We start from the raw sequence: 26,130 nt of genomic DNA on the forward strand, positions 1-26,130 counted from the left end.
CGGCCGGATCACGATCCGGCCGCCCGGTAACGTCCGTGTACGTGGCAGCAGCGTTTTCGGTCGTTACTCGTAACCGGGACTTCCGGCGGCTCTTCGCGGCCGAGCTCGTCGTCTTCGGCGCCGACTGGTTCGTGATGGTTCCCTTGCTCGTGCTGTTGCCCGAGCTCACCGGCAGCGGCATCTGGGGCGGCCTGGTGCTGGCCGCCGACACCGGCATCAACGCGCTGCTTCTGCCGTACACCGGCACGATCGCCGACCGGTTCGACCGGCGGAAGATCCTGATCAGCGCCAATCTGGCCGCGGTGGTGGCCGTTCTCCTGCTGTTCACGGTCCGCTCGGCCGCCACGGCGCCACTGGCGCTGGTCGCCATCGGGGCGATGGCCGTGGCGAAGGCGTTCTACTCCCCGGCCGCCTCGGCCGCGCTGCCCAACGTCGTCGACCCGGACGACCTGGCCGCGGCCAACACCGTCTCGGGCTCGGCCTGGGGCACGATGACGATCGTCGGCGCCTCGCTCGGCGGCGTGATCGGTGCGGCCTTCGGCCCGTACGCGTGCTTCGGCATCACCGCCGGGCTGCTGATCCTGGGCGCCGCGCTGACCGCCACGATCCGCCGTCCCCTGCAGACCGGCCGCGAGGCGGGCACCCCGGCGCCGCGCACCCGGCACGCGTTGCGCGAGTCGTTCGGCTATCTGCGGCAGAACCCGCGCATCCGGGCGCTGGTCACCGTGAAGATGGCGGCCGGCCTGGGCAACGGGGTGCTGACCGTCTTCCCGCTGATCGCCGGGCTGCACGGGGCCGGTGTGCTCGGCGCCGGCCTGCTTTTCGCCGTACGCGGGGCCGGTGCGCTGGCCGGCCCGTTCGTGCTGGGCCCGGTCATCCGCCGCCGCTCGTGGCTCTTTCCCGGGCTGGCGCTCTCGATGGCGCTCTACGGGATCGGCTATCTGGGTGTGGCCGTGGCCGCGTGGTTCCCGCTGGTGCTCGCGCTCGTCTTCGTCGCGCACCTCGCCGGCGGCGCGAACTGGGTGCTCTCGAATTATGCGTTGCAGGGCGAGGTGCCCGACCGGCTGCGCGGACGGGTCTTCTCGACCGACCTGATGCTGGCCACGCTGGCCATCGCGGTCAGTCAGCTGGGCGCGACCGCCGTGGTCGACCTGGTCGACGAGCGAGTCATTCTGGCCGGCTGCGGCCTGGTCACCCTGCTCTACGCGATCGGCTGGCGGATCGCCGTGCGCAACGTGGCCCGCTCGGAACCGTCAGCGGTCGGGACCGACTGATGGCGGGACGGTGACCCGGGCCGCCTCGGACCGGATCGTCGCGAACGCCCCGACCAGCAACCCCAGCCCGGCCGCGAAGAACACCGCGAGCATGAAGCCGACGATGCTGCTGATCAACCCGAACTGCGTCGCCGACCAGCCGGAGCGGCCGACAATCTGGACGAACGCGATGTTCCAGATCAGCGACGTGAGGGTCTCGGCCAGCAGCACGATCAGGCCGGCGCGGGCCAGCGTGTGGCTGCGCCCGGGCAGCCGGCGGGCCGGTGACGCCAGCACGATCAGGCCACCGGCCAGCACCGCGAGCACCGGGAACTGGACGACGAAGAACCCGATGAAGGATCCGAACTCAATCACGGCGCCGAACCTACCGGCCGGGTACGACAGAAGATCAAGCCCTAGCATGTGGCGATGGGCCTGACCTTCGTCACCGAGCCGGTTTCCGTACGCACGCCGGCCACCAGCGCCAACCTCGGTCCCGGCTTCGACGCCCTGGGCCTCGCGCTGACGCTCTACGACGACCTCACCGCCCGGGTCACCGAAAGTGGCTTCACGGTGACGGTCAGCGGCGAGGGCGCGGGCGAGTTGCCCGGCGACGAGACCCATCTGGTGCTGCGGGCGATGCTGGCCACCTTCGACGAGTTCGGCGAGCGCCCGCCCGGCCTGGCCGTGGAGTGCGTCAACCGCATCCCGCAGGCGCGCGGGCTCGGCTCGTCGTCGGCGGCCATCGTCGGCGGCGTGCAACTCGCCCGCGGTCTGGTGGCGAACGGCCGGCAGACGATCGGCGACGAGGCCGCGCTGGCCATCGCGGCCCGGCTCGAGGGTCATCCCGACAACGTGGCGCCGTGTCTGCTCGGCGGTTTCACCATCGCCTGGACCGAGGCGACCGGCGCGCGGGCCGTACGCATCGAGCCGGCGAGCAACGTACATCCGACAGTCTTCATTCCGGCCGAGCGCGGATACACGTCCTCGGCGCGCGCCGCGCTGCCGTCCACCGTGCCGCACGCCGATGCCTCCTTCAACGCCGGCCGCGCGGCGCTGCTGACCCATGCGCTGACCAGCGATCCCGACCTGCTCTGGGCGGCCACCGAGGACCGTCTGCACCAGGGTTACCGCGCCGTCGGAATGCCCGGCACGGCGTCGCTCGTGGCGTCGCTGCGTTCGGTCGGCGTGGCCGCCGTGGTGAGTGGCGCCGGGCCCTCGGTGCTGGCATTGACCCAGGTGCCCGCCGATTTCCACCCGGGAACAGAATGGCGCGCCGAGTCGTTGGGCGTGGATGGCGCCGGAGCTCTTGTCAAAGGGAGTATGGTGGAACTCGCCTAGCGGGGCCCTGTTGCCGCAGGTCGCACGAGTTGACTACGCTCATAGACCTAGCACAGCCGCGAAGCAAGCGATCTCTGCTATTCGGCGCGCACCCCGAGACTCCCATGGCCTTCCTGGCCGTCTCACCTCTCCACAGGCACACGCCGGGCAGCAGCAGAAATGTCGCTGCACTCGCCGAGACCTACTCGTCATCCCCTGACGGGCAGGGACACCGTCGAGCTGCCGTGCTGCACAATTTTCCCGCGCCGCTTGGCGAGGCGGGTAACCGGAACTCCCGGCCACCAGGCTGCAGAACCGGGAGTCTCGGGCTTTTTCCGACGGAAGGAATCCATTGAGCGACACCACCGACGTGACGTCGGGTGTTTCTGACGTCGCTGACGCCGGCGCCGGCCCCACCGCGACGGCCACGAAGCGCCGCCGTGGCGGCACCGGCCTGTCCGCGATGCTGCTGCCCGAGCTGCAGAGCCTCGCCGCGTCCCTCGGCATCTCCGGCACCGCGCGCATGCGCAAGGGCGAACTGATCACCGCGATCACCGAGCGCCAGAGCGGCGGTGCGCCCGCCGAGAGCGCACCGGCGCCGCGCCGCAGCCAGGCCGCCAAGGCCGCCACCGCTGCGGCCGAGCCCGCCGCGACCGCCCCGGCCCCCGTCGTCGCCACGGCCCCCGTGGCCGCGTCGGCCAAGGCCGAGCCGCCCGTCGTGCAGACCGCTCCGGCCGACGCCCCCACCGGTCCGATCAGCGCTGCTCCGGCCGAGGTGACGCCGATCGCTGCCGCGCAGCCGGAGGCGGCCCCGGTCGCCGAGGGTGGCAGCCGCCGCGGCCGCAACCGCGACCAGCGTGACTCCCGCGAGCCCCGTGAGTCGCGGGAGCCCCGTGAGTCCCGCGAGCCGCGGGAGTCCCGCGAGACGCCGGCTCCGGTCGCCGAAACCGAGACGGCCGAGCGCATCGAGCGTCCGGAGCGGGGCGAGCGCAACCGCGACCGCCAGCGCAACGACCGGCAGCGCGACGACCGCCCCCGTGACGACCGGTCCCGTGACGACCGCCCCCGTGAGGACCGTCCTCGTGAGGACCGTCCCCGCGACGACCGTCCCCGCGACGACCGTCAGCGCGACGAGCGTCCGCGCAACGACGGCCGCGATCAGGGCCGCAACAACAACAACGACGAGGACGACGACAACGACGGTGGCGAAGGCGGCCGCCGGAGCCGGCGCAGCCGCTTCCGCGATCGCCGGCGTGGCCGTGACCGCGACGGCAACGAGGGCGGTCAGCGCGACAGCGGCGGCCGCGAGCCGCACGTCAACGAGGACGACGTGCTCGTCCCGGTGGCCGGCATCCTCGACGTGCTCGACAACTACGCGTTCGTCCGCACAACCGGTTACCTCTCCGGCCCGAACGACGTGTATGTGTCGATGTCGCAGGTCAAGAAGCACGGCCTGCGCCGCGGCGACGCGGTCACCGGCGCCGTGCGGGCCGCGCCCCGCGACAGCGGCCAGGGCGACCAGCGCCGTGACAAGTACAACCCGCTGGTCCGGCTGGACACGATCAACGGGATGGAGCCCGAGGAGGCCCGGCGCCGTCCGGAGTTCTACAAGCTCACCCCGCTGTACCCGCAGGAGCGTCTGCGTCTCGAGACCGAGCCGCACATCCTGACCACGCGCGTCATCGACCTGGTCATGCCGATCGGCAAGGGCCAGCGGGCACTCATCGTCTCGCCGCCCAAGGCTGGCAAGACGATGGTGCTGCAGGCGATCGCCAACGCGATCACCCACAACAACCCCGAGTGCCACCTGATGGTCGTGCTGGTCGACGAGCGGCCCGAAGAGGTCACCGACATGCAGCGCTCGGTCAAGGGCGAGGTCGTCGCGGCCACGTTCGACCGTCCGCCGCAGGACCACACCACGGTCGCCGAGCTGGCGATCGAGCGGGCCAAGCGCCTGGTCGAGCTCGGCCACGACGTGGTCGTCCTGCTCGACTCGGTGACGCGGCTCGGCCGGTCGTACAACCTGGCCGCGCCGGCCTCCGGTCGCATCATGTCGGGTGGTATCGATTCGACGGCTCTCTATCCGCCGAAGCGGTTCCTGGGTGCGGCGCGCAACATCGAGAACGGTGGCTCGCTCACCATCCTCGCGACCGCGCTGGTCGAGACCGGCTCGATGATGGACACGGTGATCTTCGAGGAGTTCAAGGGCACGGGTAACGCCGAGCTCAAGCTCGACCGCAAGATCGCCGACAAGCGGGTCTTCCCGGCCATCGACATCGACCCGTCCGGCACGCGTAAGGAAGAGATCCTGCTCGGCAAGGAAGAGCTGGCGATCATCCACAAGCTCCGGAAGGTGCTGCACTCGCTCGACTCGGGGGCGGCGCTCGACCTGCTGCTCGACCGGCTCAAGCAGACCCGCACGAACGTCGAGTTCCTGATGCAGATCGCGAAGTCGACGCCCGGCGAGTAAACGCACAAATCAGGACGCGGCCTCTCTTAACGGAGAGGCCGCGTTTTTATGTCGCACAGGCTGTCTGTCCGATACCGGGCCGGACCGTGCGAATCTCCCATACCGATCAGCGACACGGTGGGAGGCGCCGATGAACGTGCCCGGCTATCGGGACACACCGATCGAACCCTGGGACCCGACGGCGCCCGCGGATCCCGGTGAGGCCGAGGACTTTCTGCGGCAGTGCTACACGGAGAACCTGCGGCTCGGACCGGTCGAGCCCCGGCTGGCGATCGTCCGGGCGCAGATCGCGGCCACCGGCACCTATGTGCACACCACCGAGGAACTCGCCTACGGCGCCAAACTGGCCTGGCGCAACGCGAGCCGATGCATCGGCCGTCTCTACTGGCGCAGCCTCGTCGTTCTGGATCGCCGCCGGGCCCGTACGGCCGATGAGATCTTCTCGTTGCTGGTCAATCATCTGCAGACGGCGGGCAGCAACCAGATCCGCCCGGTCATCAGCATCTTCGCTGCCGCCGAGCCCGGCCGGCCGTACGCCCGCATCTGGAACGAGCAGCTCATCCGCTACGCCGGTTACCGCGGCGCCGACGGCTGCCCGGTCGGCGACGCCCGGCAGGAACAGTTCACCGCCGCGATGCGGGGTTTCGGGTGGCGCGGCAAGGGCGACCAGTTCGACGTGCTGCCGCTCGCGATCGAGACCCCGTACGAGGGCGTACGCCTCTACGAACTGCCGGAGCGGGCCATCCGCGAGGTCCCGCTGACCCATCCCGAATACGGCTGGTTCGCCGAGCTGGGCCTGCGCTGGCACGCCGTCCCGGCCATCTCGAACATGCGGCTCACCATCGGCGGCGTGCACTATCCGCTGGCGCCGTTCAACGGCTGGTACCTCGGCACCGAGATCGGCGCCCGCAACCTGGCCGACGGCGACCGCTACGACATGCTGCCGACGATTGCGTCCCGGATCGGACTGGACACGAGCCGGGAGTCGACGCTGTGGCGGGACCGGGCGCTGGTCGAGCTCAACCGGGCCGTGCTGCATTCGTTCGAGCAGGCCGGCGTGAAGATGAGCGACCATCACACCGAGTCGCAGCGGTTCCTCAAGCACATCGGCAACGAGGAGAGGGCCGGCCGCCGGGTGCCCGCCGACTGGACCTGGATCGTGCCGCCGATGTCGGGCGGGATCACCCCGGTCTTCCATCGGTACTACGACGAGGCCGACCTGCGGCCCGCGTTTTATCTCGACGACGAGGCGTCCGCGCTGGCCCGCGAGGGATGCCCGGTCAGGCGAACTCATTGACGGCGAAGTCGTCGCGGCGCCGCCAGCTGTCGGGGGTGCGTACGTGCCCGGCCCGCACCCACTTGAGCACGCGGACCGCGAACTCGTCGGCGGGGATGCGCCCGGCCGACCGTACGACGAAGCCCTCGGAAGTGTCGGCGTCACGGCGGGCCGCCCACGCCGCCCGGGCCTCGGACAGACTGCCCCCGCGATAGAGGACCGGCACCACCGGCAGTTCCAGGCGTGTGGCCCAGTCCACCGTGTCGTCCCAGCCCAGCAGGGTGTCGGTCTCGTCCCAGATGCCGAAGACGATGAACACGCCGGGCAGGTCGGAGTAGGCGATGCTGCGGCGGGCCCACATCGACTCGCCGCAGACCCGCCAGTCGTCCGGGATCCGGTACGCCGTCATGGCCCACAGCGCCTTGGCCGGACGATCCCACGGCTGGGTCCCGGAGTCGAGCGACCGGCCGTACATGGCGTCGCGCGTGAAGGTCAGGTTGCCGCCGTCGAGCTTCTCGGTCACCACCAGCTCGCCGTCGAGCCAGGTCAGATCGTGCTGCACCTTGTCGTCGTCCGTGGCGCCGGGCGAGTCGGGCAGGTGGTAGGTGCGTGGGTACTTCACCGCTCAGAAGTCTCCCTCCGCCACCTGGAACACGGTCAGCCCGAGCTCGCGCCACATCCGCACCACCTGTTGCCGGTCGTCGAAGACCCCGGCGATGCGCCAGCGTTCGCTGATCTCCCTCTCGAAGATCTCCCGTTTGACCACCGCGTCCTTGCGGTTGTCGCCCTCGGGCCGCATGAATAGTGCTTCGTACGGCACATCCACGTAAAGATCCAGCCAGGCCTCGGTTTCCGGGCGGGCCACCTCGTCGCGTCCCGAGCAGAAGACGATCGCGTTCCCGGCCGCGTGCATGGCCCGCACCGCCTCGATGACGGCCTGGTTGGGGGTGTCCTCGCCGACCCGGTGCCAGTCGTACGGGCGGCGGCCGTTCATCAGCGCGACCGTGCCGTCGATGTCGACCAGGATCGCCGGCGGCAGCTCCGGGGGCGGGTCGTAGAGCACGCCCGGGCCGCCGGTTTCCGCGTACGGGATGGGCAGCGGAAGGTTCTTCCCGGCCAGATACCGGTCGTACATGCGGCGGATGCCGGCCTCGCCGACCCGTTCGTCCTCCCCGCGCGCGGCGTCCCGCCGGATGCACTCGTCGAGCGGCACGTCGGTGAAGTCGTGCACCTCGAAACTCGCCCGGTGCCGCGCGGCCATCTCGGCCCACCGCTTGACGGTCTCGCCGCGCAGGTTGGTGTCGTCGACGATCACGCCGGCCCCCTTGCGCAGCAACGCGTCGACCGTGGTCCGCTGAATCAGGCTGACCTGAGCCTCGGCCCACTCGGTGTAGAGCCGCCGGCCGTGCAGCATGCGCCGCAGGTCGTCGCGGTTGACCCGGACAACCCCGGGCTGGAGCTTGCGGGCAAAGGTGGTCTTGCCGGACGCCGGCAGCCCCCGGGTGATCAGAAGTCTCGTCATCAGCTCGCTCCGGACAAAGCAGGGCAAACGCCCCGGGAATAGGTCGCCGGCGGCTTATGTTGAAGCCCAGGTCACGCCGATTTCGCCAAGACGCGGCGACATGGCAGACTAGTACATCGGCCAGTAAAGGTTCCGGTTCACGCCCCAGCTTTTCGCTCGGCGACCCGGCGACCGTTTTCCATTGAGGGAGACCGAGTTACATGAAGAGCGGCATCCACCCGGAGTACACGTCCACCGAGGTCGTCTGCTCCTGCGGCAGCACCTTCACCACCCGCAGCACCGCCAAGGGCGGCGAGATCCGCGTCGAGACCTGCAGCGCCTGCCACCCGTTCTACACCGGCAAGCAGCGCGTCCTCGACACCGCGGGCCGGGTCGCGAAGTTCCAGGCCAAGTACGCCAAGGTCAACGCCGCGAAGAAGAAGTAACTGCTTCAACGGCGCCCGCACCCCGTCCAGGGGGCGGGCGCCGTTCGCATGCCGGGGCCATTTCGATTGGGAGAGACCGTGAGCAACGATCGGCTGGGCACCCTTCTCGCCGAGTACGCCGACCTCGAGAGGCAGATGGAGGACCCCTCCATCCACTCCGACCAGGCCCTCGTGCGCCGGGTCGGCCGGCGTTTCGCCGAGCTGGCCCCGCTCTATGCAGCCCACGCCGAGCTCGAGGCGGCCCGGGCCGACCTGGTCGCGGCCAAGGAATTGGCCGCCGAGGACCCGAGCTTCGCGGGCGAGGTCGAGGCGGTCGCGGCCGCCCTCGCCCCGCTCGAGGAGAAGCTCGGCGAGATGCTCATCCCGCGCGACCCGCACGACGCCAAGGACGTGATCATCGAGATCAAGGCGGGCGAGGGCGGCCAGGAGTCCGCGCTGTTCGCCGGCGATCTGCTGCGCATGTACACGCGCTACGCCGAGCGTCACGGCTGGGTGGTCGAGGTGATCGACTCGCAGGAGTCCGACCTGGGCGGCGTCAAGGACATCTCGGTCGGCGTCCGCACCAAGGGCCTGCCCCAGGGCGGCCACGGCGTCTGGTCCCGGATGAAGTGGGAGGGCGGCGTGCACCGGGTGCAGCGCGTGCCGGTCACCGAGTCGCAGGGCCGCATCCACACCTCGGCCGCCGGCGTGCTGGTGCTGCCCGAGGCCGAGGAGGTCGACATCGAGATCGCGCCGGGCGACCTGCGCATCGACGTCTTCCGCTCGTCCGGCCCCGGTGGCCAGTCGGTCAACACCACCGACTCCGCCGTGCGCATCACCCACCTGCCCACCGGCACGGTCGTCAGCTGCCAGAACGAGAAGAGCCAGCTGCAGAACAAGGAATCGGCGCTGCGCATCCTGCGCTCCCGGTTGCTGGCCATCGCCCAGGAGCAGGCCGACGCGGCCGCTTCCGACTCCCGCAAGGCCCAGGTGCGTACGGTCGACCGTTCCGAGCGCATCCGGACGTACAACTTCCCGCAGAACCGGATCACCGACCACCGGATCGGCTACACCGCCTACAACCTCGACCTGGTGCTCGGCGGGGAACTCGACGCCGTGCTCGACGCGCTGGCCGAGGCCGACCGCGCGGCGCGACTGGGCGACGGGTCCGAGATCAGCCGCCGGCCGTAACGCTCACTTGACCGCGACGATCTGATAGTCCTCGCCGACCGTGCAGGCCAGAAAGCCGGGCACGGACGAGCAGGGCCGGCCCACCATGGCCCCGATCGTGCCCAGCATCCGCTGCCGGCCGGTGGCCAGATCCCAGCGGATGACGGCCGTACGGTCCGGGGGCGTGACGGTCGAGCGCAGCAGCATCACCGAGCGCTCCGGCGAGTCGTTCCAGGCCAGGGTGCCGTTGGCCGGCTCGCCCACGGTCGCGCCGGTCTCGGCGTCGACCAGCAGGTTGCGGCCGTCGTCCAGGCCCTCGCCGAGCACCAGCCGGTCGGGGCTCACCTGAAACGCGTTGACGGCGCCGTCGAGCCGCCATCGGTGGGCGCCGGTCAGCGGGTCGTAGGCGACCAGGCCCCCGCCGTCGTTGAGGCACAGCGCGGAGCCGCACGGGAAGGCGTACCCGTTGGTGTCGGGAGCCTTCCACAGCTCGGTCATCGTGTCGGCGCGATAGACGCTCATGTCGAAGACCTCGCGCCGCGACCGGTTGACCACCAGGACCTCGCCGGTGCCGCTGAGGTCGTTGAAGTAGCCCTCGTCGGGATTGCCCTTCACCCACGGCACCCGGGCCGAACTGACCAGCGCGCCCGACGCGTACGCGAAAATGCTGATCACCCCCGAGTCGGTGGCGGTGATGATCTTTTCGGGACGGTCGGTCGGCGTGACGGTGTAGTTGCCGGCGCCCGGGGTGTCGCGGCTCCAGATCGTGCCGTGGTCGCTCAGCCGGATCAGGCGCATCCGGGCCAGATCGGCGCTTTCGGTGTATTCGGTGAGCAGCGCCGTCCCGTCGGAAACCGTGTACGGCTCGCCCAGCGTGCGCCACAGTTCGGCGCCGGTCGCCGTCGAGATCGCGATCGTCTGCCGGTGGAACTCGGCGTGGAAGGCGGATCCGTCGCCGAGCGACGGCAGCTCGACGACGTGGCCCTCGGTCGGCACGAGCAGCATGCCCGCCGACTCGGCCGCCTGCAGATAGCCGATCGTGCTGTCGAACGAGCGCTGCCAGCGGATCGCGCCGGTGGCCAGCTCGTACGCGGTGATCGAGGCGAGACCGTCGGCCGATCGGTGCACGAAGACGCCGTCGCGGGTCAGCGTCGTGCCCTGGGCCTGCGCGATCGAGACGCTCCACACCGGACGGACACCGAGCGGCTCGGGAACCTGCGACCCGGTCAGGCCGGCCAGGCAGAGGACGGCCACGAGGCCGGCGCCGGCCTGTCGCACCAGCCGGCGGTTCCACCTCGGCGAGCCGGCGGGCACCGGACCGTCGTGGGCCGGGGAGATCTCGCCGAGCTCGATCGTGCTCATGGCGGTGGCTACGTCATCTCGGAGATGGGCCGGGTCGGAAGCCGGTTGGCCGCGGCCGCGGCGAGCGCGGCGCTGAGCGTACGCCCGTTCGCGCCGACCTCGGACCAGCCCGCGGCCAGGCTGATCGGCGTGCCCGGCACCAGGATCTGCCAGTTCTCGGCCGTGGCGGCCGCGGTGATCCGGCGCGACACCTCGGCCGCCTGGGCCGTGCCCGCGCCCGGCAGCACCACCACGAACTCGTCGCCGGCGAACCGGGCCACGAAGTCGCCGCGGCGCATGACCCGGTTGAGCACGCCGGCGATCCGCTGCAGCACCAGGTCGCCGCAGTGCCGCCCGTGCCGGGCGTTGACCTCGGTGAAACCGATCAGGTCGCACACGCCGATCGCCGCCCGCTCGCCGCGTTGCAGCATCGTGGCGACGTACCGCTCGAGCTGACGCCGGTTGGGCAGGCCGGTCAGCGGGTCGGTGAGCGACTCGTCGCCGTAGCGGCCGGGATCGCGCTGGGTCTCCTGCGCGTCGAGCCGGGCCGCGACGCCGTCGAGATAGCCGTCGCGCAGCCGGTCGATGCGCTGGGCGGCGAGCCGGAACGCGTACCGGTCGGCGGCGTGCGCGGCCGCGTGGTCGCCCGCGGCGGCGTGACAGATGCTGCGCAGCCGGGCCGGTTCGGCCGCCCCCAGGATCTCGGCCGACACCGGCACCGAATCCAGCAGGGACAGGGCGTGTGCGGGCCGGCCGGCGGCCATCGTGAGACACACGTGACCGAGATGCTGCAGGTCGCGGGTGCGAACGCTGTCGCCGCCACCGGTCAGCCACTCGGCCGCGTTGGCCTCGGTCTCCTCGCCCAGCGCGGCCCGGCGGGCCAGCGAGTATCCGTACGCCGCCCGGCTCCCCGGTCGCATGTGGTCGGCGCCGATCGCGACGTACCGGGTCAGCTCGGCGTCGATGTCGCGCAGCACCCGCAGGCAGCCGTCGGTGTCGCCCTGGTGGTCGAGCGAGACCGCGTTGCGCAGCCGGATGCCGGGCGCCGCGAAGATCTCGGGGGCCAGGCCGGCCCCGGCGCCGACCTGCCGGGCCTGCTCGATCGCGGTCAGCGCGTGGCCGTGGAAGCCGAGGTACGAATAGGCCATCGCGAGGTCGTGCCAGCCCCACGCGGTCTCGGAGTCGCTTTGCTGCACCGCCGCGAGGGCGCGGGACGCCTGCACGAGGTGGGTCACGCCGCGGTCCAGATTGCGTTCGAGGTGGGCGCCGAGGGCGGCGAAGGCGTGCATCTGGCCGCGCAGATAGGCGTCCGGGATCTCGCGTACGGCGTTCTCGGCGACCGTCATCGCGGTGGCCAGTTCGGCTATCCGGCCCAGGTTGATCAGCGCGCCGAACCGCTGCACCAGCGCGTACGCCCGCGTCGTCGGATCGGTGGCGACCGCGAGCACTTTGTCGAGGATCGGCAACGCCTCCGCCGAGCGGCCGTTCTGCTGGAGGCGTCCGGCGCCGCGCAGCTCCTCGGTGTTCTCCGCGAGCTGGTCCAACCAACTCACCAGGCGCCTCCCACTGGTGCCGCGCGTCTGTGCACCGACCCGGCCGATCGGCGCCGCACGTGACGTTTGAAGATTATGCCGTGGACAAGGACTCCGAAGACACCTCCCGGCCCACGGTTCGGACGCCGCTGAGCCGCGCCCTGGCCACGGCGGTCGTCGATCTCTCGGCCGCCGGGGTGGAATCGCCCCGCGTCGACGCCGAGCTTCTGGCGGCGCACGTGCTGGGAGTCTCACGTGGGCGGTTGCTGCTGGTCGACTCGTTGCGGGCCGACGAGCTCGGTCGTTTCACCGCGCTCGTGGCCGAGCGTGCGCGGCGGATTCCGCTGCAGCACCTGCTCGGGACGGCCGCGTTCCGGCATCTCGAACTTCAGGTCGGCGACGGCGTCTTCGTCCCACGACCCGAGACGGAGCTTCTGGCCGGCTGGGGCATCGAGCACACCGCGCCCGGCGCGACGGTGGTCGATCTGTGCAGCGGCTCCGGGGCCATCGCGCTCGCGGTGGCCGACGAGGCCGCGCCGGGCCGGGTGATCGCGGTCGAACGGTCGGCCGCCGCGTTGTCCTATCTGCGCGCGAACGCCGCCGGCTTCCCGGCGGTCGAGGTCGTCGAGGGCGACGTGACCGATCCGGGCCTTCTTCCGGAGTTGCGGGGCGCCGTGGATGTGCTGCTGTGCAACCCGCCCTATGTGCCGGCGGCCACGCCGGTTCCGGCCGAGGTCGCCGTCGACCCGGCCGAGGCGGTGTTCGGCGGCGACGACGGGCTGACCGTGATCCGGCCGGTGATCGCGCTGGCCGCGGCCCTGCTGCGGCCGGGCGGAGTGGTCGGCATCGAGCACGACGACGTGCACGGCGAGGTGGTGCCCGAGCTGCTGCGCGCCGACGGCCGGTTCCTCGAGGTGGCCGCGCACGCCGACCTGGCCGGGCGGCCACGGTACGCGACAGCGAGGCGGGCCTGATCGATACGCCGGATCGCATGGCAGACTGCACGGTGTGATGCTCTACGACTGCCGTACGACCGCGGACCGGGATCGCGGCATCGCCGCCGCCGTCGAGGCGGTCAAGAGCGGTGAGCTGGTCGTCATGCCGACCGACACGGTGTACGGGGTCGGAGCGGACGCGTTCACCCCGCACGCGATCACGTCGCTGCACCATGCGCGCAGCGTCACCAACCAGGTTCCGCCGCCGGTGTTGGTCGGTTCGCGGCACACGCTCGACGGTCTCGTCTACTCGCTGCCCAAGGCGGCGCGTGAGCTGGCCGACGCGTTCTGGCCCGGCGCGCTGACCCTCTATGTCGAGCATTCGCCCAGCCTGCAGTGGGATCTCGGCGACACCGGCGGCCGCATCGCGGTGCGCATGCCGCTGCACCCGGTGGCCCTCGAGGTGCTGCGGGCGGTCGGTCCGATGGCGGTCACCACAGCCAACAAGGTGGGTCAGCCCGCCCCGATCACCGCCGAGGCCGCCCGCGACCAGCTGGAGTACGCGGTCCGGGTCTATCTCGAGGCCGGCGAGGCGCACGACCCGGCGCCCAGCACGGTCGTCGACGTGACCGGCGAGGTGCCGCAGGTGCTGCGGGCCGGCGCGATCCCGATCGGCAAGCTGCGCGACGTCGTGCCCGAGATCGTGGCGCCCGACGAGGCGGAGGCCTGAGGTGGCCCCCTTCACCGTCCTGCACGTCTGCATGGGAAACATCTGCCGGTCGCCGATGGCCGAGCGCCTGCTGGCCCGGGCCGTCCGCGACCGCGTCGGCGAGCAGGGCGACCAGCTGGTGCGCAGCGTCAGCGCGGGCACCGGCGGCTGGCACGAGGGCGAGGAGATGAACCCGCCCGCCGCCCGTCAGGTGCTTTCCCGCGGCGGCTCCGACGACGGCTTCGAGGCCCGCAAGCTGCGCGGCGACTTTCTCGACGAGGCCGACCTGATCCTCACCGCGACCGCCGACCAGTACGACTACGTGGTCGCGCTGCGTCCCGGCGCCGCCGCCCGCACGTTCGTCACCGGCGAGTTCGGCCGGCTGCTGGGCGCGGTCGACGCGAGCGCGCTGCCGCCGGTCGAGCCGAAGCCGGACGCGGTGCACGCCCGCGGGGTGGCCCTCGTCGAGGCCGTGCACGCCCTGCGCGGCCACGACGGGCCCCAGCCGTCCGACGACCTCGACGACCCGTGGGGCCGCGGCGACCAGACGTTCCAGCGCATCGGCGACGAGATCGAGGACACCACGGTCCCGTTCGCCAAGCTTCTGCTGCCGTGAGGCTGGTCCGTCCCGACGCCGACGGCCTGCGGCGGGCCGTCGAGGTGCTGCGGGCCGACTCGGTCGTCGCCTTTCCCACCGAGACCGTGTACGGCCTGGGGGCGAACGCGTTCTCCGAGAAGGCGGTGCGCGAGATCTATCGCCTCAAGAACCGGCCGTCCTGGAACCCGCTGATCGTGCACGTGGCCAACGTCGCGGCCGCCCGGGACCTGGCCGAGACGTGGCCCGCCCTGGCCAACGAGCTGGCCGCGCAATTCTGGCCCGGACCGCTCACGCTCGTGCTGCCGCGGGCCCGTCATCTGGCCGGCGTGGGCGCGAGCAACGACACCATCGCGATCCGCATCCCGGCCCACGAGGTGGCTCTGCAACTGCTCGAGGCGTCCGGGCTGCCGCTCGCCGCGCCCAGTGCCAACCGCTCCGAGAGCATCTCGCCGACCACCGCCGAGCATGTGCTGCGCAGCCTGCCCGACGTGCCGCTGGTGCTCGACGGCGGCCCGGCGTCGTGGGGCATCGAGTCCACGGTTCTCGACATCACCGGCGAGACGGCGCGGCTGCTGCGGCCGGGGGCGCTGCCGTTACGCCTGCTGCGCGACGTGACCGGCTCGATCCTGCTGCCCTCCGCGGACGGCCCGGAAGACGGCGCGGTGCGCCATTCGCCGGGCATGAGCCGGCGGCACTACGCGCCGCGGGCGAAGTTGCTGCTGGTCAAGGACGTCGGCGATATCGACCAGACCGGTCTGTCCGGCCCGGTCGGGGTGCTCACCTACGAGGGCAGCGGAGTTCCGGGCACAGAGATGCTCTCGGGCGACCCGCGCGAATACGCGGCCGACCTCTATGCCGCCCTGCACCGGCTCGACGACGCCGGAGTGGCCACGATCCTGGTGCAGGAGCCGCCGCAGACCGAGGACTGGCTGGCCGTCCGCGACCGGCTGAGCCGCGCGGCGGCCTGACCGCAGGCGTCAGCCCGGTTGCGGGCGGTCGGCCGGGCGCCGGACGCGCTCGGCGCCCTTCGCGATGTTGTTGGTCATGCCCTTGAAGATGAAGCCGTGGAAGGGCACCACGGCCGCCCAGTACGCATGGCCGGCCAGGCCGCGCGGCAGGAAGACGGCCCGCTGGCGATAGACGCTGCCGCCGTTGCCGTCCGGCGAGGCGGACATCTCGAGCCAGGCCCGTCCCGGCACGCGCATCTCGGCCCGCAGCCTCAGCAGCTTGCCCGGCTCGATCTCCTCGACCCGCCACCAGTCGAGCGCCTCGCCCACCCACAGGCGGTCGCGATCGCGGCGGCCCCGGCGCAGACCCACGCCGCCGACCAGCCGGTCCAGCCAGCCGCGGACCGACCAGGCCAGCGGGAACGAATACCAGCCGTTCTCGCCGCCGACGCCCTCGATGACCCGCCACAACGCGTCGGCCGGGGCGTCGACCGCGCGGCTGCGCTCGTCGACGTAGATGTTGCCGCCGGACCAGGCCGGGTCGCTCGGCAGCGGCTCGGCCGCCCAGTCCCGCCCGGCCGCGTTGGACCAGCGCGTCTCCACGTTCGCGTCGCGCACCTTGCCCAGCGCGACCCGGACGGCCTGCTCGAAGCCGAGCGGCTCGCCGGGGGCGTACTCGCGGATGTCGTTCTCGTGGGCCACGGCCTCGTGGATCAGGCTGGCCACCAGCGGGCGGGCGATCGAGTTGGGCACCGGGGTGACCACGCCGACCCAGTGCGACGACAGCCACGGGCTGAGCGGCCGCAGCGGGACGATCACGCGGCGGTGCAGCCCGGCCACGCGGGCGTAGCCCTGCATCATCTGGCCGTACGTGAGAACGTCCCGGCCGCCCACGTCGAAGCCGCGATTGATCTCGGGTGGCAGGGTGGCCGCGGCGATCAGGTAGCGCAGCACGTCGCGGATGGCGATCGGCTGGATCCGGTTGCGGACCCAGCGCGGGGTGACCATCACCGGCAGGCGCTCGGTCAGATAGCGCAGCATCTCGAACGACGCGGAACCGGAGCCGATGATCACCGGAGCTCGCAGTACCGCCGTCGGCACCCCGCTGGCCAGCAGGATCCGGGCCACCTCGGCGCGCGAACGCAGATGCGGCGACGGCTTGTCCTCGGGCGGCGGCTCGGGGCCACCGAGATAGACGATCCGGGAGACTCCGGCCGCCTTGGCCGCGATCGCGAAGTTGCGGGCCGCCTCCCGATCCAGCTTCTCGAAGTCGGCCCGGCCCAGCGAGTGGACGAGGAAATACGCCACGTCGACGCCCTCCATCGCCGCCCGCAGCGTCCCGGCCTGGTTCAGGTCGCCCTCGACCACCTCGGTGCGCCCGGCCCAGGGCACGTCGCGCAGCCGGCCCGCGCTGCGGGTCAGGCAGCGCACCTCGTGGCCGGACTCGAGCAGGCGCGGGGCCAGCCGTCCACCGATGTATCCCGTCGCACCCGTCACCAAGCACCGCATAAACAGAGACTGTGCCCTCGGAAAGGCCTGGTTAAGCCATATGCTCGAAACCGGCAGCGCTGCCTACGCGGGGGAGGGCACGTGGACACCTTCTGGGGGCCGGATTTCGCCGCGCTCGAGCGTGCCGATCCGGACATCGCCCGCATCCTGCTGGCCGAGGTCGAGCGGCAGCGCACCGGACTGCAGCTGATCGCCAGCGAAAATCTCACCTCGCCGGCCGTGCTGGCCGCGATGGGCTCCACGCTGGCCAACAAGTACGCCGAGGGCTATCCGGGTGAGCGCTATTACGGTGGCTGCCTCGAGGTCGACAAGGCCGAGCGGCTGGCCGTCGAGCGGGCCAAGGATCTGTTCGGCGCCGAGCACGCGAACGTGCAGCCGCACTCGGGGGCGGCGGCCAACCTGGCGGCGTACGCGGCCCTGGCCGAGCCGGGCGATCCGGTGCTGGCCATGGAGCTGCCGCACGGCGGGCACCTGACCCACGGCAGCCGGGTCAACTTCAGCGGCAAGTGGTTCCATCCGATCGGCTATCGCGTCCGCCCCGATACCGAGGAGATCGACTACGACGAGGTGCGCGACCTCGCGCTGGCCCACCGGCCCAAGATCATTATCTGTGGCGCCACCGCGTACCCCCGCCTGATCGACTTCGCCCGGTTCCGCGAGATCGCCGACGAGGCCGGGGCCTATCTGGTGGTCGACGCCGCGCACTTCATCGGCCTGGTCGCCGGGCGGGCCGTGCCGTCGCCGGTGCCGCACGCCGACGTGGTCACCTGCACCACGCACAAGGTGCTGCGCGGTCCCCGCGGCGGCATGATCCTGTGCCGGGCCGAGCTGGCCCAGCGGATCGACAAGGCCGTCTTCCCGTTCAGCCAGGGCGGCCCGATGATGCACGTCATCGCGGCCAAGGCGGTGGCGTTGCGCGAGGCGTCGCTTCCGGGTTTCCAGACGTACGCCCGTCAGGTCGTCCGCAACGCGCAGGCCCTGGCCGCCGGTCTGACCGCCGAGGGGATGCGGCCCGTCGCCGGTGGCACCGACACCCACCTGGCGCTGGCCGACCTGCGCGGGCTCGGGGTGTCCGGCCGGGACGCCGAGAGCCGGTGCGATCTGGCCCGCATCACGCTCAACAAGAACGCCATCCCGTACGATCCGGAGCGACCCGCGGTGGCCTCGGGCATCCGGGTCGGCTCGCCCAGCGTGACCACTCAGGGGATGCGCGAGGGTGAGATGCGGCAGATCGCCGGCCTGATCGGCGTGGCCGTGCGCAGCGATCCGGACACCCTGGGCGGGGCGTCCCGTCTGGCCGACGCCGCGGACGAGGTGGCCGACCTGGTGCGGCGGTTCCCGGCGTACGGGCGGCAGGAAGTGCTGGCATGAGCGACGCACCGCGCTAGGCGGAGCGGCCGCCGGGCCAGGAGGCATGCCATGGAGGCGCAGGCTTGAGTACGGAGATCGACGAGTTCGAGCGGGAGCGACAGCGGGCGCTGGAGTTCCAGCAGCGGCGTGCGGCCGAGGACGACGAGGACGATCGCCCGCTGCCCGACCTGCCCCCGCTGCCGGCCGACCCGCGTTGGCGAGTGGCCCACCTGCCGTTCCTGACCATCGTCTCGTTCGCGCTCATCCTCTGTGCGGCCTCGGCCGGGTTCTTCGCCGGTGGGAAGACGTCGGCGCTGGGTGCGGCGCTCGGCGTGGTGATCGTCACGATCAGCTACACCATGTCGACACTTATCATTGCTTGGGCCGATACCGTACGCCCGGCCCTGCTGATGCCGTTGGCCCTGTTTACGTACGTTTTGAAGTACAGCGTGCTCGGCGTCGTGCTGGCCTATGGCGTCGAAAGTCAGTGGGCGGGCAAGGACGCGCTCGGCTGGGGCATCGTCGCGGGCGTCATCGTGTGGACCGCCGTCCAGGCCTGGTGGTTCCACAAGGTCGGTCGCTCGAAGTGATCCTCTAACAGCCGTTTCGCCTCGTCAGCGTCCCATTCGTGGTTTGTTGACCACGAAACGGTGACGTGAACGGTTACGTGATGTCAGGTTATGGCGAAGGGGGAGTACCGTGTCCTTCCAGTTGCGAGACCCCTGACGCCTGGACAACTGCGGTTGTGCGGGGGGTCGCGCTTAGCCTCGTGTTTCCTGCTGATATCGTTCGGGCCGTCATGACCGGTCAAGAACCTCCCAGGAAACCCGACGGTGACGACGACCAGCCCCCGCCCGACACAGGCATGGGAATGACGGCGGTCGCTTATCTCATCTCGGGCATGTTGGTGTGGGGAGCGATCGGTTTGCTGGTCGATCACTGGGTCGGGACCAAGGGCATATTCGCCGGTATCGGTGCTGTCGTTGGAATCGGCGGCGGTGTCTACCTCATCGTGCGCCGTCTCGGCGCCTGACAGGAAAGGGCTACGGTGATCGGTCAGTCGATCGTCCTCGCAGCGGAAGTTCCGTTCCCGCCGAGTGTCGAGGACTTCTACCTGCCCAGCATCCTGCCTTGGGGAGAACACAACTCCTACTGGTTCACCAAGATCACGGCGTTGCTGTGGATCACGGTGGCCGCGATCATCATCTTCTTCCTGGTCACGTACCGGAAGCCGCAACTCGTGCCGACCAAGAAGCAGTGGCTCGCCGAGAGCATCTACGGCTTCGTGCGGAACAACATCGCGGTCGACATGCTGGGCAAGCGCGGCATCAACTTCGCGCCCTACCTGACGACGCTGTTCGTCTTCATCCTGCTGATGAACTTCTGGGCCATCGTGCCCTTCGCGCAGATCTCGCCGAACTCGCACATCGCGTTCCCGGCCATTCTCGCGGTCATCAGCTACGTCATGTTCATCTACATCGGCATGAAGCACCACGGCGGCCTGAAGTACTTCAAGCACGCGCTCATTCCGCCGGCGCCGTGGTTCATCCTGCCGCTGCTCATTCCGATCGAGTTCTTCTCCACGTTCCTCGTCCGGCCGTTCTCGCTCGCCGTTCGTCTCTTCGCCAACATGTTCGCCGGCCACATGCTTCTGCTGGTGTTCACGCTGGGCGGCTTCGCGATGCTGAACGCCAACGTCTGGTTCGCGCCGTTCTCGGTCGTCTCCTGGGTGATGACCATCGCCCTGACCTTCCTGGAGTTCCTGGTCATCTGCCTCCAGGCCTATGTCTTCACGGTGCTCACGGCGAGCTACGTCCAGGGCGCGCTCGCCGACGAGCACTGAGTTCGGCCACGTAACACCCGTTACACCCCGTTGTCGTCCCGCGTGACAGTCACGCGAGATACCAGGAGGAATTGCAATGGTTGACGTTATTGCCGCCGTCGGTGGTAGCACCGCCGCCATCGGCTACGGCCTCGCCGCCATCGGCCCCGGCATCGGTGTGGGTCTCGTCTTCTCGGCCTACATTCAGTCGACCGCCCGTCAGCCGGAGTCGTCGCGCCTGACCCTGCCGTACGTCTGGATCGGCTTCGCCGTCATCGAGGCGCTCGCCCTGCTGGGTATCGCGTTCGGCTTCATCTGGGCCGGCGAGTTCTAAGCCCCTTCCCGCGCAGCGGAGGTCTTTATGATCACCAAACTAGCGACTGACGTCACAACGCTGGCTGCTGAAGGCGCTACCGAGCACAACCCGATCATCCCGCTCTGGCAGGAGGTCGTCCTCGGCCTGATCGCTTTCTCGATCCTCTGCTTCGTGCTGATGAAGTTCGTCTTCCCCATGATGGAGAAGACCTTCGCGGCGCGGGTGGATGCGATCGAGGGTGGCATCAAGCGCGCCGAGGCTGCTCAGGCCGAGGCCAACCAGCTTCTCGAGCAGTACAAGGCCCAGCTGGCCGAGGCTCGTACGGAGGCCGCGCGCATCCGCGACGAGGCCCGGGCCGACGCCGAGGGCATCCGCCAGGACATCCTGGCCAAGGCTCGCGAAGAGTCGGACCGCATCATCGGCGCCGGCCAGGAGCAGCTCTCCGCGCAGCGCGAAAGCATCGTGCGTGAGCTCCGCTCCGAGGTCGGAACGCTCGCGGTCGACCTGGCCAGCAAGATCGTGGGCGAGGCTCTCGCCGACGAGGCGCGCAGCCGGGGCACCGTCGAGCGGTTCATCGAAGAGCTCGGCACCACCGGCTCGGCGGGCGGGCGGCGCTGATGGCGTCGCTCGTCAACCAGCAGGGCTTCGCCGAGGCTTCGGAGAAGCTCGAGGCGGCGACCCGCACGGCCACGGCCGAGCAGGTCGCCAAGGTCGCCGACGACATCCTGTCGGTGGCCGGCCTGCTCCGGACGCAGCCGCGTCTGCGCCGGGCGCTGACCGACCCGTCCCGCACCGGGGCGGACCGGGGCGAGCTGCTCCGGTCGCTGCTCTCCGGCAAGGTCGACAGCATCGCCGCCGACGCACTGGCGACGCTGGTGTCGGGCCGGTTCTCCCGGCCGGGCGAGCTGCTCAACGCCACCGAACGCCTGGGCGTCGACGCTCTGCTCGACTCGGCCGAGCGCGACGGCAAGCTGGAAGACGTCGAGGACGAACTGTTCCGCTTTGGGCAGATCGTCTCCGGCAACTCCTCGCTGGCCGTGACGCTCAGTGATCCAGGTGCGCCGATCGATCGTCGCGTTAAGCTGGTGCAGGACCTGCTGAAGGGCAAGGTCCAGCTGGCCAGCGGACGGCTCGTCGAGGTGGCTCTCATGGGCCTCGGCGGCCGCGGCTTCGAGGCCTCGCTGGCCCGTCTGGTCGAGTGGACCGCCGCGAAGCGCGATCGTGAGGTGGCGTACGTGACGGTGGCCAAGCCGCTCACCGAGGCCGACGAGCAGAGCCTGGCGGACAAGCTGGCCACGATCTACGGCCGGCAGGTCTCGCTCAAGGTGAACGTCGACCCCGCCATCATCGGCGGCGTCAGCGTCCAGGTCGGCTCCGACCTCTACGACGGCACGGTTCTGCGGCGGCTGAACGCGGCCAAGCAGGCATTCGCGAAGCAGTAATTTTCTCTCGGTCCCGCGGTGACGTCGGATCGAGCAGGCCCCTCGGTGGCGGGAACGTCCCGAGCTACACAGAGAAGGCAGAGGATGGCCGAGCTGACCATCTCCTCGGACGAGATCCGGGGGGCGCTAGAGCGCTACGTCTCGTCCTACACGTCCGGACTCACCCGCGAGGAAGTCGGCACCGTCTCCGATGCGGGCGACGGCATCGCGCACGTCGAGGGCCTGCCCTCGACGATGGCCAACGAACTGCTCGAATTCGAGGACGGCACGCTGGGTGTCGCCCTGAACCTCGACGTCCGCGAAATCGGCGCCGTGGTGCTCGGCGACTTCACCGGCATTGAGGAAGGCCAGCCGGTCAAGCGCACCGGCCGCGTCCTCTCGGTGCCGGTCGGCGACGCGTTCCTCGGTCGCGTGGTCGACCCGCTGGGCCGGCCGATCGACGACCGTGGCGAGATCGCCAACGAGGGCTTCCGCGAGCTCGAGCTCCAGGCGCCCAACGTCATGAACCGCCAGCCGGTGAAGCAGCCGCTGCAGACCGGCATCAAGGCGATCGACGCCATGACGCCGATCGGCCGCGGCCAGCGCCAGCTGATCATCGGCGACCGCAAGACCGGCAAGACCACGGTCGCGATCGACACGATCATCAACCAGCGGGCCAACTGGGAGTCCGGCGACCCGGACAAGCAGGTCCGCTGCATCTACGTCGCGATCGGCCAGAAGGCGACCACCATCGCCTCGATCCGCGGCACGCTGGAGCAGAACGGCGCGCTGGAGTACACGACGATCGTCGCCGCTCCGGCCTCCGACCCGGCCGGCTTCAAGTACATCGCTCCGTACACCGGCTCGTCCATCGGGCAGCACTGGATGTACAACGGCAAGCACGTCCTGATCGTCTTCGACGACCTGACCAAGCAGGCCGAGGCGTACCGCGCCGTGTCGTTGCTGCTGCGCCGCCCGCCGGGTCGCGAGGCCTACCCGGGCGACGTCTTCTACCTGCACTCCCGGCTGCTCGAGCGCTGCGCCAAGCTCTCGGACGAGCTGGGCGGCGGCTCGATGACCGGTCTTCCGATCATCGAGACGAAGGCCAACGACATCTCGGCCTACATCCCGACCAACGTCATCTCGATCACCGACGGCCAGATCTTCCTGGAGACCGACCTGTTCGCCTCGGGTGTCCGCCCGGCGATCAACGTCGGCACCTCGGTGTCCCGGGTGGGTGGCTCGGCGCAGGTCAAGGCGATGCGCTCGGTCTCCGGCCGTCTGCGTCTCGACCTGGCCCAGTTCCGTGAGCTGGAGGCGTTCTCGGCCTTCGCCTCTGACCTGGACCGTGCCTCGCGGGCCCAGCTCGACAAGGGCGTACGCCTGGTCGAGCTGCTCAAGCAGCCGCAGTACTCGCCGTACTCGGTGGTCGACGAGGTCATCGTGATCTGGGCCGGCACCACCGGTCAGCTCGACGACATCCCCGTCGGCGACGTGCGCCGGTTCGAGCAAGACTTCCTGGAGTGGGTCAAGCGGCACCGCAGTGACACCGTCACCGCGATCTCGTCGACCGGCCTGCTGTCGGATGACGACATCGAGAACCTCAAGAGCGGCGTGAACGAGTTCAAGGAGCTCTTCAAGCGCGGCGAGACCAGCAGCGCGGTCAACGAGAACCCGGCCGAGCCGCTGGAAGACGGCCGCCAGACGCGCGAGACGGTGACCCGCGAGGTTCCCCGTCCGGCCGAAGGCCAGTAGTCGTGGCCGGTCAGGTACAGGTTCTCCGGCGGCGCATCCGCACCGTCCGGTCGACCAAGAAGATCGCGAAGGCGCAGGAGCTGGTCGCCACCAGCCGCATCGCCAAGGCTCAGGAGCGGGTCACCGCCTCGAAGCCCTACGCGGAGGCGATCACCCAGGTCCTGACCGCCCTGGCGTCCAACGCGTCGATCGACAACCCCCTGCTGGTCCCGCGCGAGCGGGTCCGGCGGGCGGGTGTCCTGCTCATCACCAGCGACCGCGGCCTGGCCGGCGCGTACAACGCCAACGCCATCCGCACCGCCGAGCAGCTGATCGAGCGTCTCAAGGCGGACGGCAAGGACCCGGTGCTCTACGTCGTCGGCCGCAAGGGCGTCGGCTACTACCGGTTCCGCAACCGGCCGATCGAGACCAGCTGGACGGGCTTCTCCGAGCGGCCGTCGTTCTCGGACGCCAAGGCGATCGGTGACGCCCTGCTGGACGCCTTCATCGCCGGCGCGGACGACACCGACAGCACCTACGGCCCGGACGGCATCCAGGGCGTCGACGAGCTCCACATCGTCAGCACGCAGTTCAAGTCGCTGATGACGCAGAGCGCCGAGGCGCACTTCCTGGCCCCGATGCAGGTCGAGGAGCGCGAGGTCGAGCCCGGTCTGCGCCCGGCCTACGAGTTCGAGCCGGACGCCGACGAGTTGCTCGACGCGCTCCTGCCGAAGTACCTCAACACGCGGATCTACGCGGCGTTGCTGGACTCGGCGGCGAGCGAGTCGGCCTCCCGGCGACGGGCGATGAAGAGCGCGTCGGACAACGCGGACGACCTGCTCAAGCGGTACACGCGCGAGATGAACTCCGCGCGGCAGGCTGCGATCACCCAGGAAATCAGTGAGATCGTCGGCGGCGCCAACGCGCTGGCCGCGGCGGGAAGTGATGTGTGATGACTGCTGTTGCTGAGCCCACCAAGGCGGAGACCGGCGTCGGCCGCGTCGTCCGGGTCATCGGCCCGGTCGTCGACGCCGAGTTCCCGCGTGACGCCATGCCCGAGATCTTCAACGCGCTGCACGTCTCGGTGACCCTCTCCGAGGGCACCAAGAAGCTGACCCTGGAGGTCGCCCAGCACCTGGGTGACAACGTGGTCCGCGCGATCTCGATGCAGCCGACCGACGGCCTCGTGCGCGGGGCCGAGGTCACCGACACCGGCGGGCCGATCTCGGTGCCCGTCGGCGACGTGACCAAGGGCCACGTGTTCAACGCCCTCGGCGAGGTGCTCAACGCCGACCCGGCGACCCTGGACATCCAGGAGCGCTGGGGTATCCACCGCAAGCCCCCGGCCTTCGCCGACCTCGAGCCCAAGACCGAGATGCTGGAGACCGGCATCAAGGTGCTCGACCTCCTCGCGCCGTACGTGCGTGGTGGCAAGATCGGCCTGTTCGGCGGCGCGGGCGTGGGCAAGACGGTGCTCATCCAGGAGATGATCATCCGGGTGGCCCGCAACTTCGGTGGTACGTCGGTGTTCGCCGGCGTCGGCGAGCGCACCCGTGAGGGCAACGACCTCATCCTGGAGATGGAGGAGGGTGGCGTTCTCGACAAGACCGCCCTCGTCTTCGGCCAGATGGATGAGCCGCCGGGCACCCGCCTGCGCGTCGCCCTGTCCGCGCTGACCATGGCGGAGTACTTCCGGGACGTCCAGAACCAGGAGGTGCTGCTCTTCATCGACAACATCTTCCGGTTCACCCAGGCCGGTTCCGAGGTCTCCACCCTGCTCGGCCGTATGCCGTCGGCCGTGGGTTACCAGCCCACGCTGGCCGACGAGATGGGCGAGCTGCAGGAGCGCATCACCTCGGTCCGGGGCAAGGCCATCACCTCGCTCCAGGCGATCTACGTGCCCGCCGACGACTACACCGACCCGGCGCCGGCCACCACGTTCGCCCACCTGGACGCCACGACCAACCTCGAGCGGTCGATCTCCGACAAGGGCATCTACCCCGCCGTGGACCCGCTGGCCTCCAGCTCGCGGATCCTGGCGCCCGAGTACGTCGGCGCCGAGCACTACGCGGTCGCCCGTGAGGTGCAGCGAATCCTGCAGAAGTACAAGGACCTGCAGGACATCATCGCCATCCTCGGTATGGACGAGCTCTCGGAAGAGGACAAGGTCACGGTGCAGCGGGCCCGCCGCATCGAGCGCTTCCTCTCCCAGAACACGTACGCCGCCGAGCAGTTCACCGGCGTCCCCGGCTCGACGGTCCCGCTCAAGGAGACCATCGAGGCGTTCAAGAAGATCAGCGAGGGCGAGTACGACAACTTCCCCGAGCAGGCCTTCTTCATGTGCGGTGGCCTCGAGGACCTCGAGAAGAACGCGCACGAGCTGATGAAGGGCTGATTCTCCGCTCATCGCGCGAGACTCAGAGTCAGCGAAGCCGCGCCGACCGTAATGGTGGGCGCGGCTTCGTCATGTCCGGCCAGAAGTCGTGTCCGTTTTGTGTTGT

26 protein-coding genes are annotated in these 26,130 nt (G+C 70.3%); 20 read left to right on the forward strand and 6 right to left on the reverse strand.

Annotation, left to right across the window (positions count from 1 at the left end; genetic code table 11):
- Positions 1-41 precede the first annotated feature (41 nt).
- Entirely contained in the window at positions 42-1,274 is a 1,233-nt protein-coding gene (locus ACZ3I4_RS39240; protein ID WP_465387190.1) for an MFS transporter, read from the forward strand.
- On the opposite strand, the gene ACZ3I4_RS39245 is transcribed toward ACZ3I4_RS39240, so the two are convergent.
- Positions 1,254-1,628, reverse strand: coding sequence for a hypothetical protein (locus ACZ3I4_RS39245; RefSeq protein WP_465387191.1), 375 nt, complete (start codon positions 1,626-1,628; stop codon positions 1,254-1,256). The two genes, ACZ3I4_RS39240 and ACZ3I4_RS39245, sit on opposite strands and share 21 nt — an antisense overlap.
- Before the next feature lie 54 nt (positions 1,629-1,682).
- Between ACZ3I4_RS39245 and thrB the strand changes: the two genes are divergently transcribed.
- From thrB to ACZ3I4_RS39260, 3 genes are all read left to right on the forward strand, one after another.
- Positions 1,683-2,594, forward strand: a complete 912-nt coding sequence (thrB, locus tag ACZ3I4_RS39250) for a homoserine kinase (RefSeq protein WP_465387192.1) — start codon at positions 1,683-1,685, stop codon at positions 2,592-2,594.
- A gap of 331 nt (positions 2,595-2,925) precedes the next feature.
- Positions 2,926-5,043, forward strand: a complete 2,118-nt coding sequence (rho, locus tag ACZ3I4_RS39255; RefSeq protein WP_465387193.1) for a transcription termination factor Rho — start codon at positions 2,926-2,928, stop codon at positions 5,041-5,043.
- 130 nt (positions 5,044-5,173) lie between these two features.
- Complete coding sequence (locus ACZ3I4_RS39260) at positions 5,174-6,340, forward strand: nitric oxide synthase oxygenase (protein ID WP_465387194.1); 1,167 nt, start codon at positions 5,174-5,176, stop codon at positions 6,338-6,340.
- Here the strand turns inward: ACZ3I4_RS39260 and ACZ3I4_RS39265 are convergent.
- Together ACZ3I4_RS39265 and ACZ3I4_RS39270 are read right to left on the reverse strand one after the other, a co-directional pair.
- Positions 6,324-6,941: an RNA ligase family protein gene (locus tag ACZ3I4_RS39265; protein WP_465387195.1), complete on the reverse strand. Its 618-nt coding sequence runs from the start codon at positions 6,939-6,941 to the stop codon at positions 6,324-6,326. The two genes, ACZ3I4_RS39260 and ACZ3I4_RS39265, sit on opposite strands and share 17 nt — an antisense overlap.
- Positions 6,942-6,944: 3 nt before the next feature.
- Positions 6,945-7,841, reverse strand: a complete 897-nt coding sequence (locus ACZ3I4_RS39270; RefSeq protein ID WP_465387196.1) for a phosphatase domain-containing protein — start codon at positions 7,839-7,841, stop codon at positions 6,945-6,947.
- A gap of 200 nt (positions 7,842-8,041) precedes the next feature.
- On the opposite strand from ACZ3I4_RS39270, the gene rpmE reads away from it, so the two are divergent.
- A complete protein-coding gene (gene rpmE, locus ACZ3I4_RS39275) occupies positions 8,042-8,266 on the forward strand; it encodes a 50S ribosomal protein L31 (RefSeq protein ID WP_465387197.1) in 225 nt (74 codons plus the stop codon).
- 78 nt (positions 8,267-8,344) lie between these two features.
- The gene (gene prfA / locus ACZ3I4_RS39280; protein WP_465387198.1) at positions 8,345-9,436 is read left to right on the forward strand and encodes a peptide chain release factor 1; all 1,092 of its coding nucleotides are present in this window, start codon (positions 8,345-8,347) and stop codon (positions 9,434-9,436) included.
- 3 nt (positions 9,437-9,439) lie between these two features.
- Here the strand turns inward: prfA and ACZ3I4_RS39285 are convergent, their stop codons facing one another.
- Both ACZ3I4_RS39285 and ACZ3I4_RS39290 read right to left on the reverse strand, forming a co-directional pair.
- Positions 9,440-10,777: an outer membrane protein assembly factor BamB family protein gene (locus tag ACZ3I4_RS39285; RefSeq protein WP_465387199.1), complete on the reverse strand. Its 1,338-nt coding sequence runs from the start codon at positions 10,775-10,777 to the stop codon at positions 9,440-9,442.
- 8 nt (positions 10,778-10,785) lie between these two features.
- Positions 10,786-12,309: a GGDEF domain-containing protein gene (locus ACZ3I4_RS39290; protein WP_465387200.1), complete on the reverse strand. Its 1,524-nt coding sequence runs from the start codon at positions 12,307-12,309 to the stop codon at positions 10,786-10,788.
- Between the two features lie 80 nt (positions 12,310-12,389).
- Here ACZ3I4_RS39290 and prmC point away from each other — a divergent pair, with 80 nt between their 5' ends.
- From prmC to ACZ3I4_RS39310, 4 genes are read left to right on the forward strand one after another with little or no spacing between them, the layout of a single operon-like run.
- A complete protein-coding gene (prmC, locus tag ACZ3I4_RS39295; RefSeq protein WP_465387201.1) occupies positions 12,390-13,262 on the forward strand; it encodes a peptide chain release factor N(5)-glutamine methyltransferase in 873 nt (290 codons plus the stop codon).
- A gap of 37 nt (positions 13,263-13,299) precedes the next feature.
- Complete coding sequence (locus ACZ3I4_RS39300) at positions 13,300-13,953, forward strand: L-threonylcarbamoyladenylate synthase (protein ID WP_465387293.1); 654 nt, start codon at positions 13,300-13,302, stop codon at positions 13,951-13,953.
- A gap of 1 nt (position 13,954) precedes the next feature.
- The gene (locus ACZ3I4_RS39305) at positions 13,955-14,548 is read left to right on the forward strand and encodes an arsenate reductase/protein-tyrosine-phosphatase family protein (RefSeq protein WP_465387202.1); all 594 of its coding nucleotides are present in this window, start codon (positions 13,955-13,957) and stop codon (positions 14,546-14,548) included.
- Entirely contained in the window at positions 14,545-15,498 is a 954-nt protein-coding gene (locus tag ACZ3I4_RS39310; protein ID WP_465387203.1) for an L-threonylcarbamoyladenylate synthase, read from the forward strand. Before ACZ3I4_RS39305 ends, ACZ3I4_RS39310 begins: the two co-directional genes overlap by 4 nt.
- Before the next feature lie 9 nt (positions 15,499-15,507).
- On the opposite strand, the gene ACZ3I4_RS39315 is transcribed toward ACZ3I4_RS39310, so the two are convergent.
- On the reverse strand, positions 15,508-16,986 hold the full coding sequence (locus tag ACZ3I4_RS39315; RefSeq protein ID WP_465387204.1) for an SDR family oxidoreductase: 1,479 nt from the start codon (positions 16,984-16,986) through the stop codon (positions 15,508-15,510).
- Positions 16,987-17,067: 81 nt separating this feature from the next.
- On the opposite strand from ACZ3I4_RS39315, the gene ACZ3I4_RS39320 reads away from it, so the two are divergent.
- From ACZ3I4_RS39320 to atpD, 10 genes are all read left to right on the forward strand, one after another.
- On the forward strand, positions 17,068-18,357 hold the full coding sequence (locus tag ACZ3I4_RS39320) for a serine hydroxymethyltransferase (protein ID WP_465387205.1): 1,290 nt from the start codon (positions 17,068-17,070) through the stop codon (positions 18,355-18,357).
- 62 nt (positions 18,358-18,419) lie between these two features.
- Positions 18,420-18,926 (forward strand): hypothetical protein, encoded by a 507-nt coding sequence (locus ACZ3I4_RS39325; RefSeq protein WP_465387206.1) that lies wholly within the window; start codon positions 18,420-18,422, stop codon positions 18,924-18,926.
- Between the two features lie 209 nt (positions 18,927-19,135).
- The gene (locus ACZ3I4_RS39330; protein WP_465387207.1) at positions 19,136-19,369 is read left to right on the forward strand and encodes an AtpZ/AtpI family protein; all 234 of its coding nucleotides are present in this window, start codon (positions 19,136-19,138) and stop codon (positions 19,367-19,369) included.
- Between the two features lie 15 nt (positions 19,370-19,384).
- On the forward strand, positions 19,385-20,179 hold the full coding sequence (gene atpB, locus ACZ3I4_RS39335) for a F0F1 ATP synthase subunit A (protein WP_465387208.1): 795 nt from the start codon (positions 19,385-19,387) through the stop codon (positions 20,177-20,179).
- Positions 20,180-20,255: 76 nt separating this feature from the next.
- Positions 20,256-20,492: an ATP synthase F0 subunit C gene (locus ACZ3I4_RS39340; protein ID WP_133874671.1), complete on the forward strand. Its 237-nt coding sequence runs from the start codon at positions 20,256-20,258 to the stop codon at positions 20,490-20,492.
- A 27-nt stretch (positions 20,493-20,519) separates the two neighbouring features.
- Positions 20,520-21,092, forward strand: coding sequence for a F0F1 ATP synthase subunit B (locus ACZ3I4_RS39345; protein WP_465387209.1), 573 nt, complete (start codon positions 20,520-20,522; stop codon positions 21,090-21,092).
- Entirely contained in the window at positions 21,092-21,916 is an 825-nt protein-coding gene (locus ACZ3I4_RS39350; RefSeq protein ID WP_465387210.1) for a F0F1 ATP synthase subunit delta, read from the forward strand. Before ACZ3I4_RS39345 ends, ACZ3I4_RS39350 begins: the two co-directional genes overlap by 1 nt.
- 84 nt (positions 21,917-22,000) lie before the next feature.
- The gene (gene atpA / locus ACZ3I4_RS39355; protein ID WP_465387211.1) at positions 22,001-23,650 is read left to right on the forward strand and encodes a F0F1 ATP synthase subunit alpha; all 1,650 of its coding nucleotides are present in this window, start codon (positions 22,001-22,003) and stop codon (positions 23,648-23,650) included.
- A gap of 2 nt (positions 23,651-23,652) precedes the next feature.
- Positions 23,653-24,582: a F0F1 ATP synthase subunit gamma gene (locus ACZ3I4_RS39360; RefSeq protein WP_465387212.1), complete on the forward strand. Its 930-nt coding sequence runs from the start codon at positions 23,653-23,655 to the stop codon at positions 24,580-24,582.
- Positions 24,582-26,024, forward strand: a complete 1,443-nt coding sequence (atpD, locus tag ACZ3I4_RS39365) for a F0F1 ATP synthase subunit beta (RefSeq protein WP_465387213.1) — start codon at positions 24,582-24,584, stop codon at positions 26,022-26,024. The genes ACZ3I4_RS39360 and atpD overlap by 1 nt, the downstream gene beginning before the upstream one ends.
- Positions 26,025-26,130: the final 106 nt, after the last annotated feature.

This window comes from Actinoplanes sp. NPDC021490 (genome assembly GCF_055562135.1).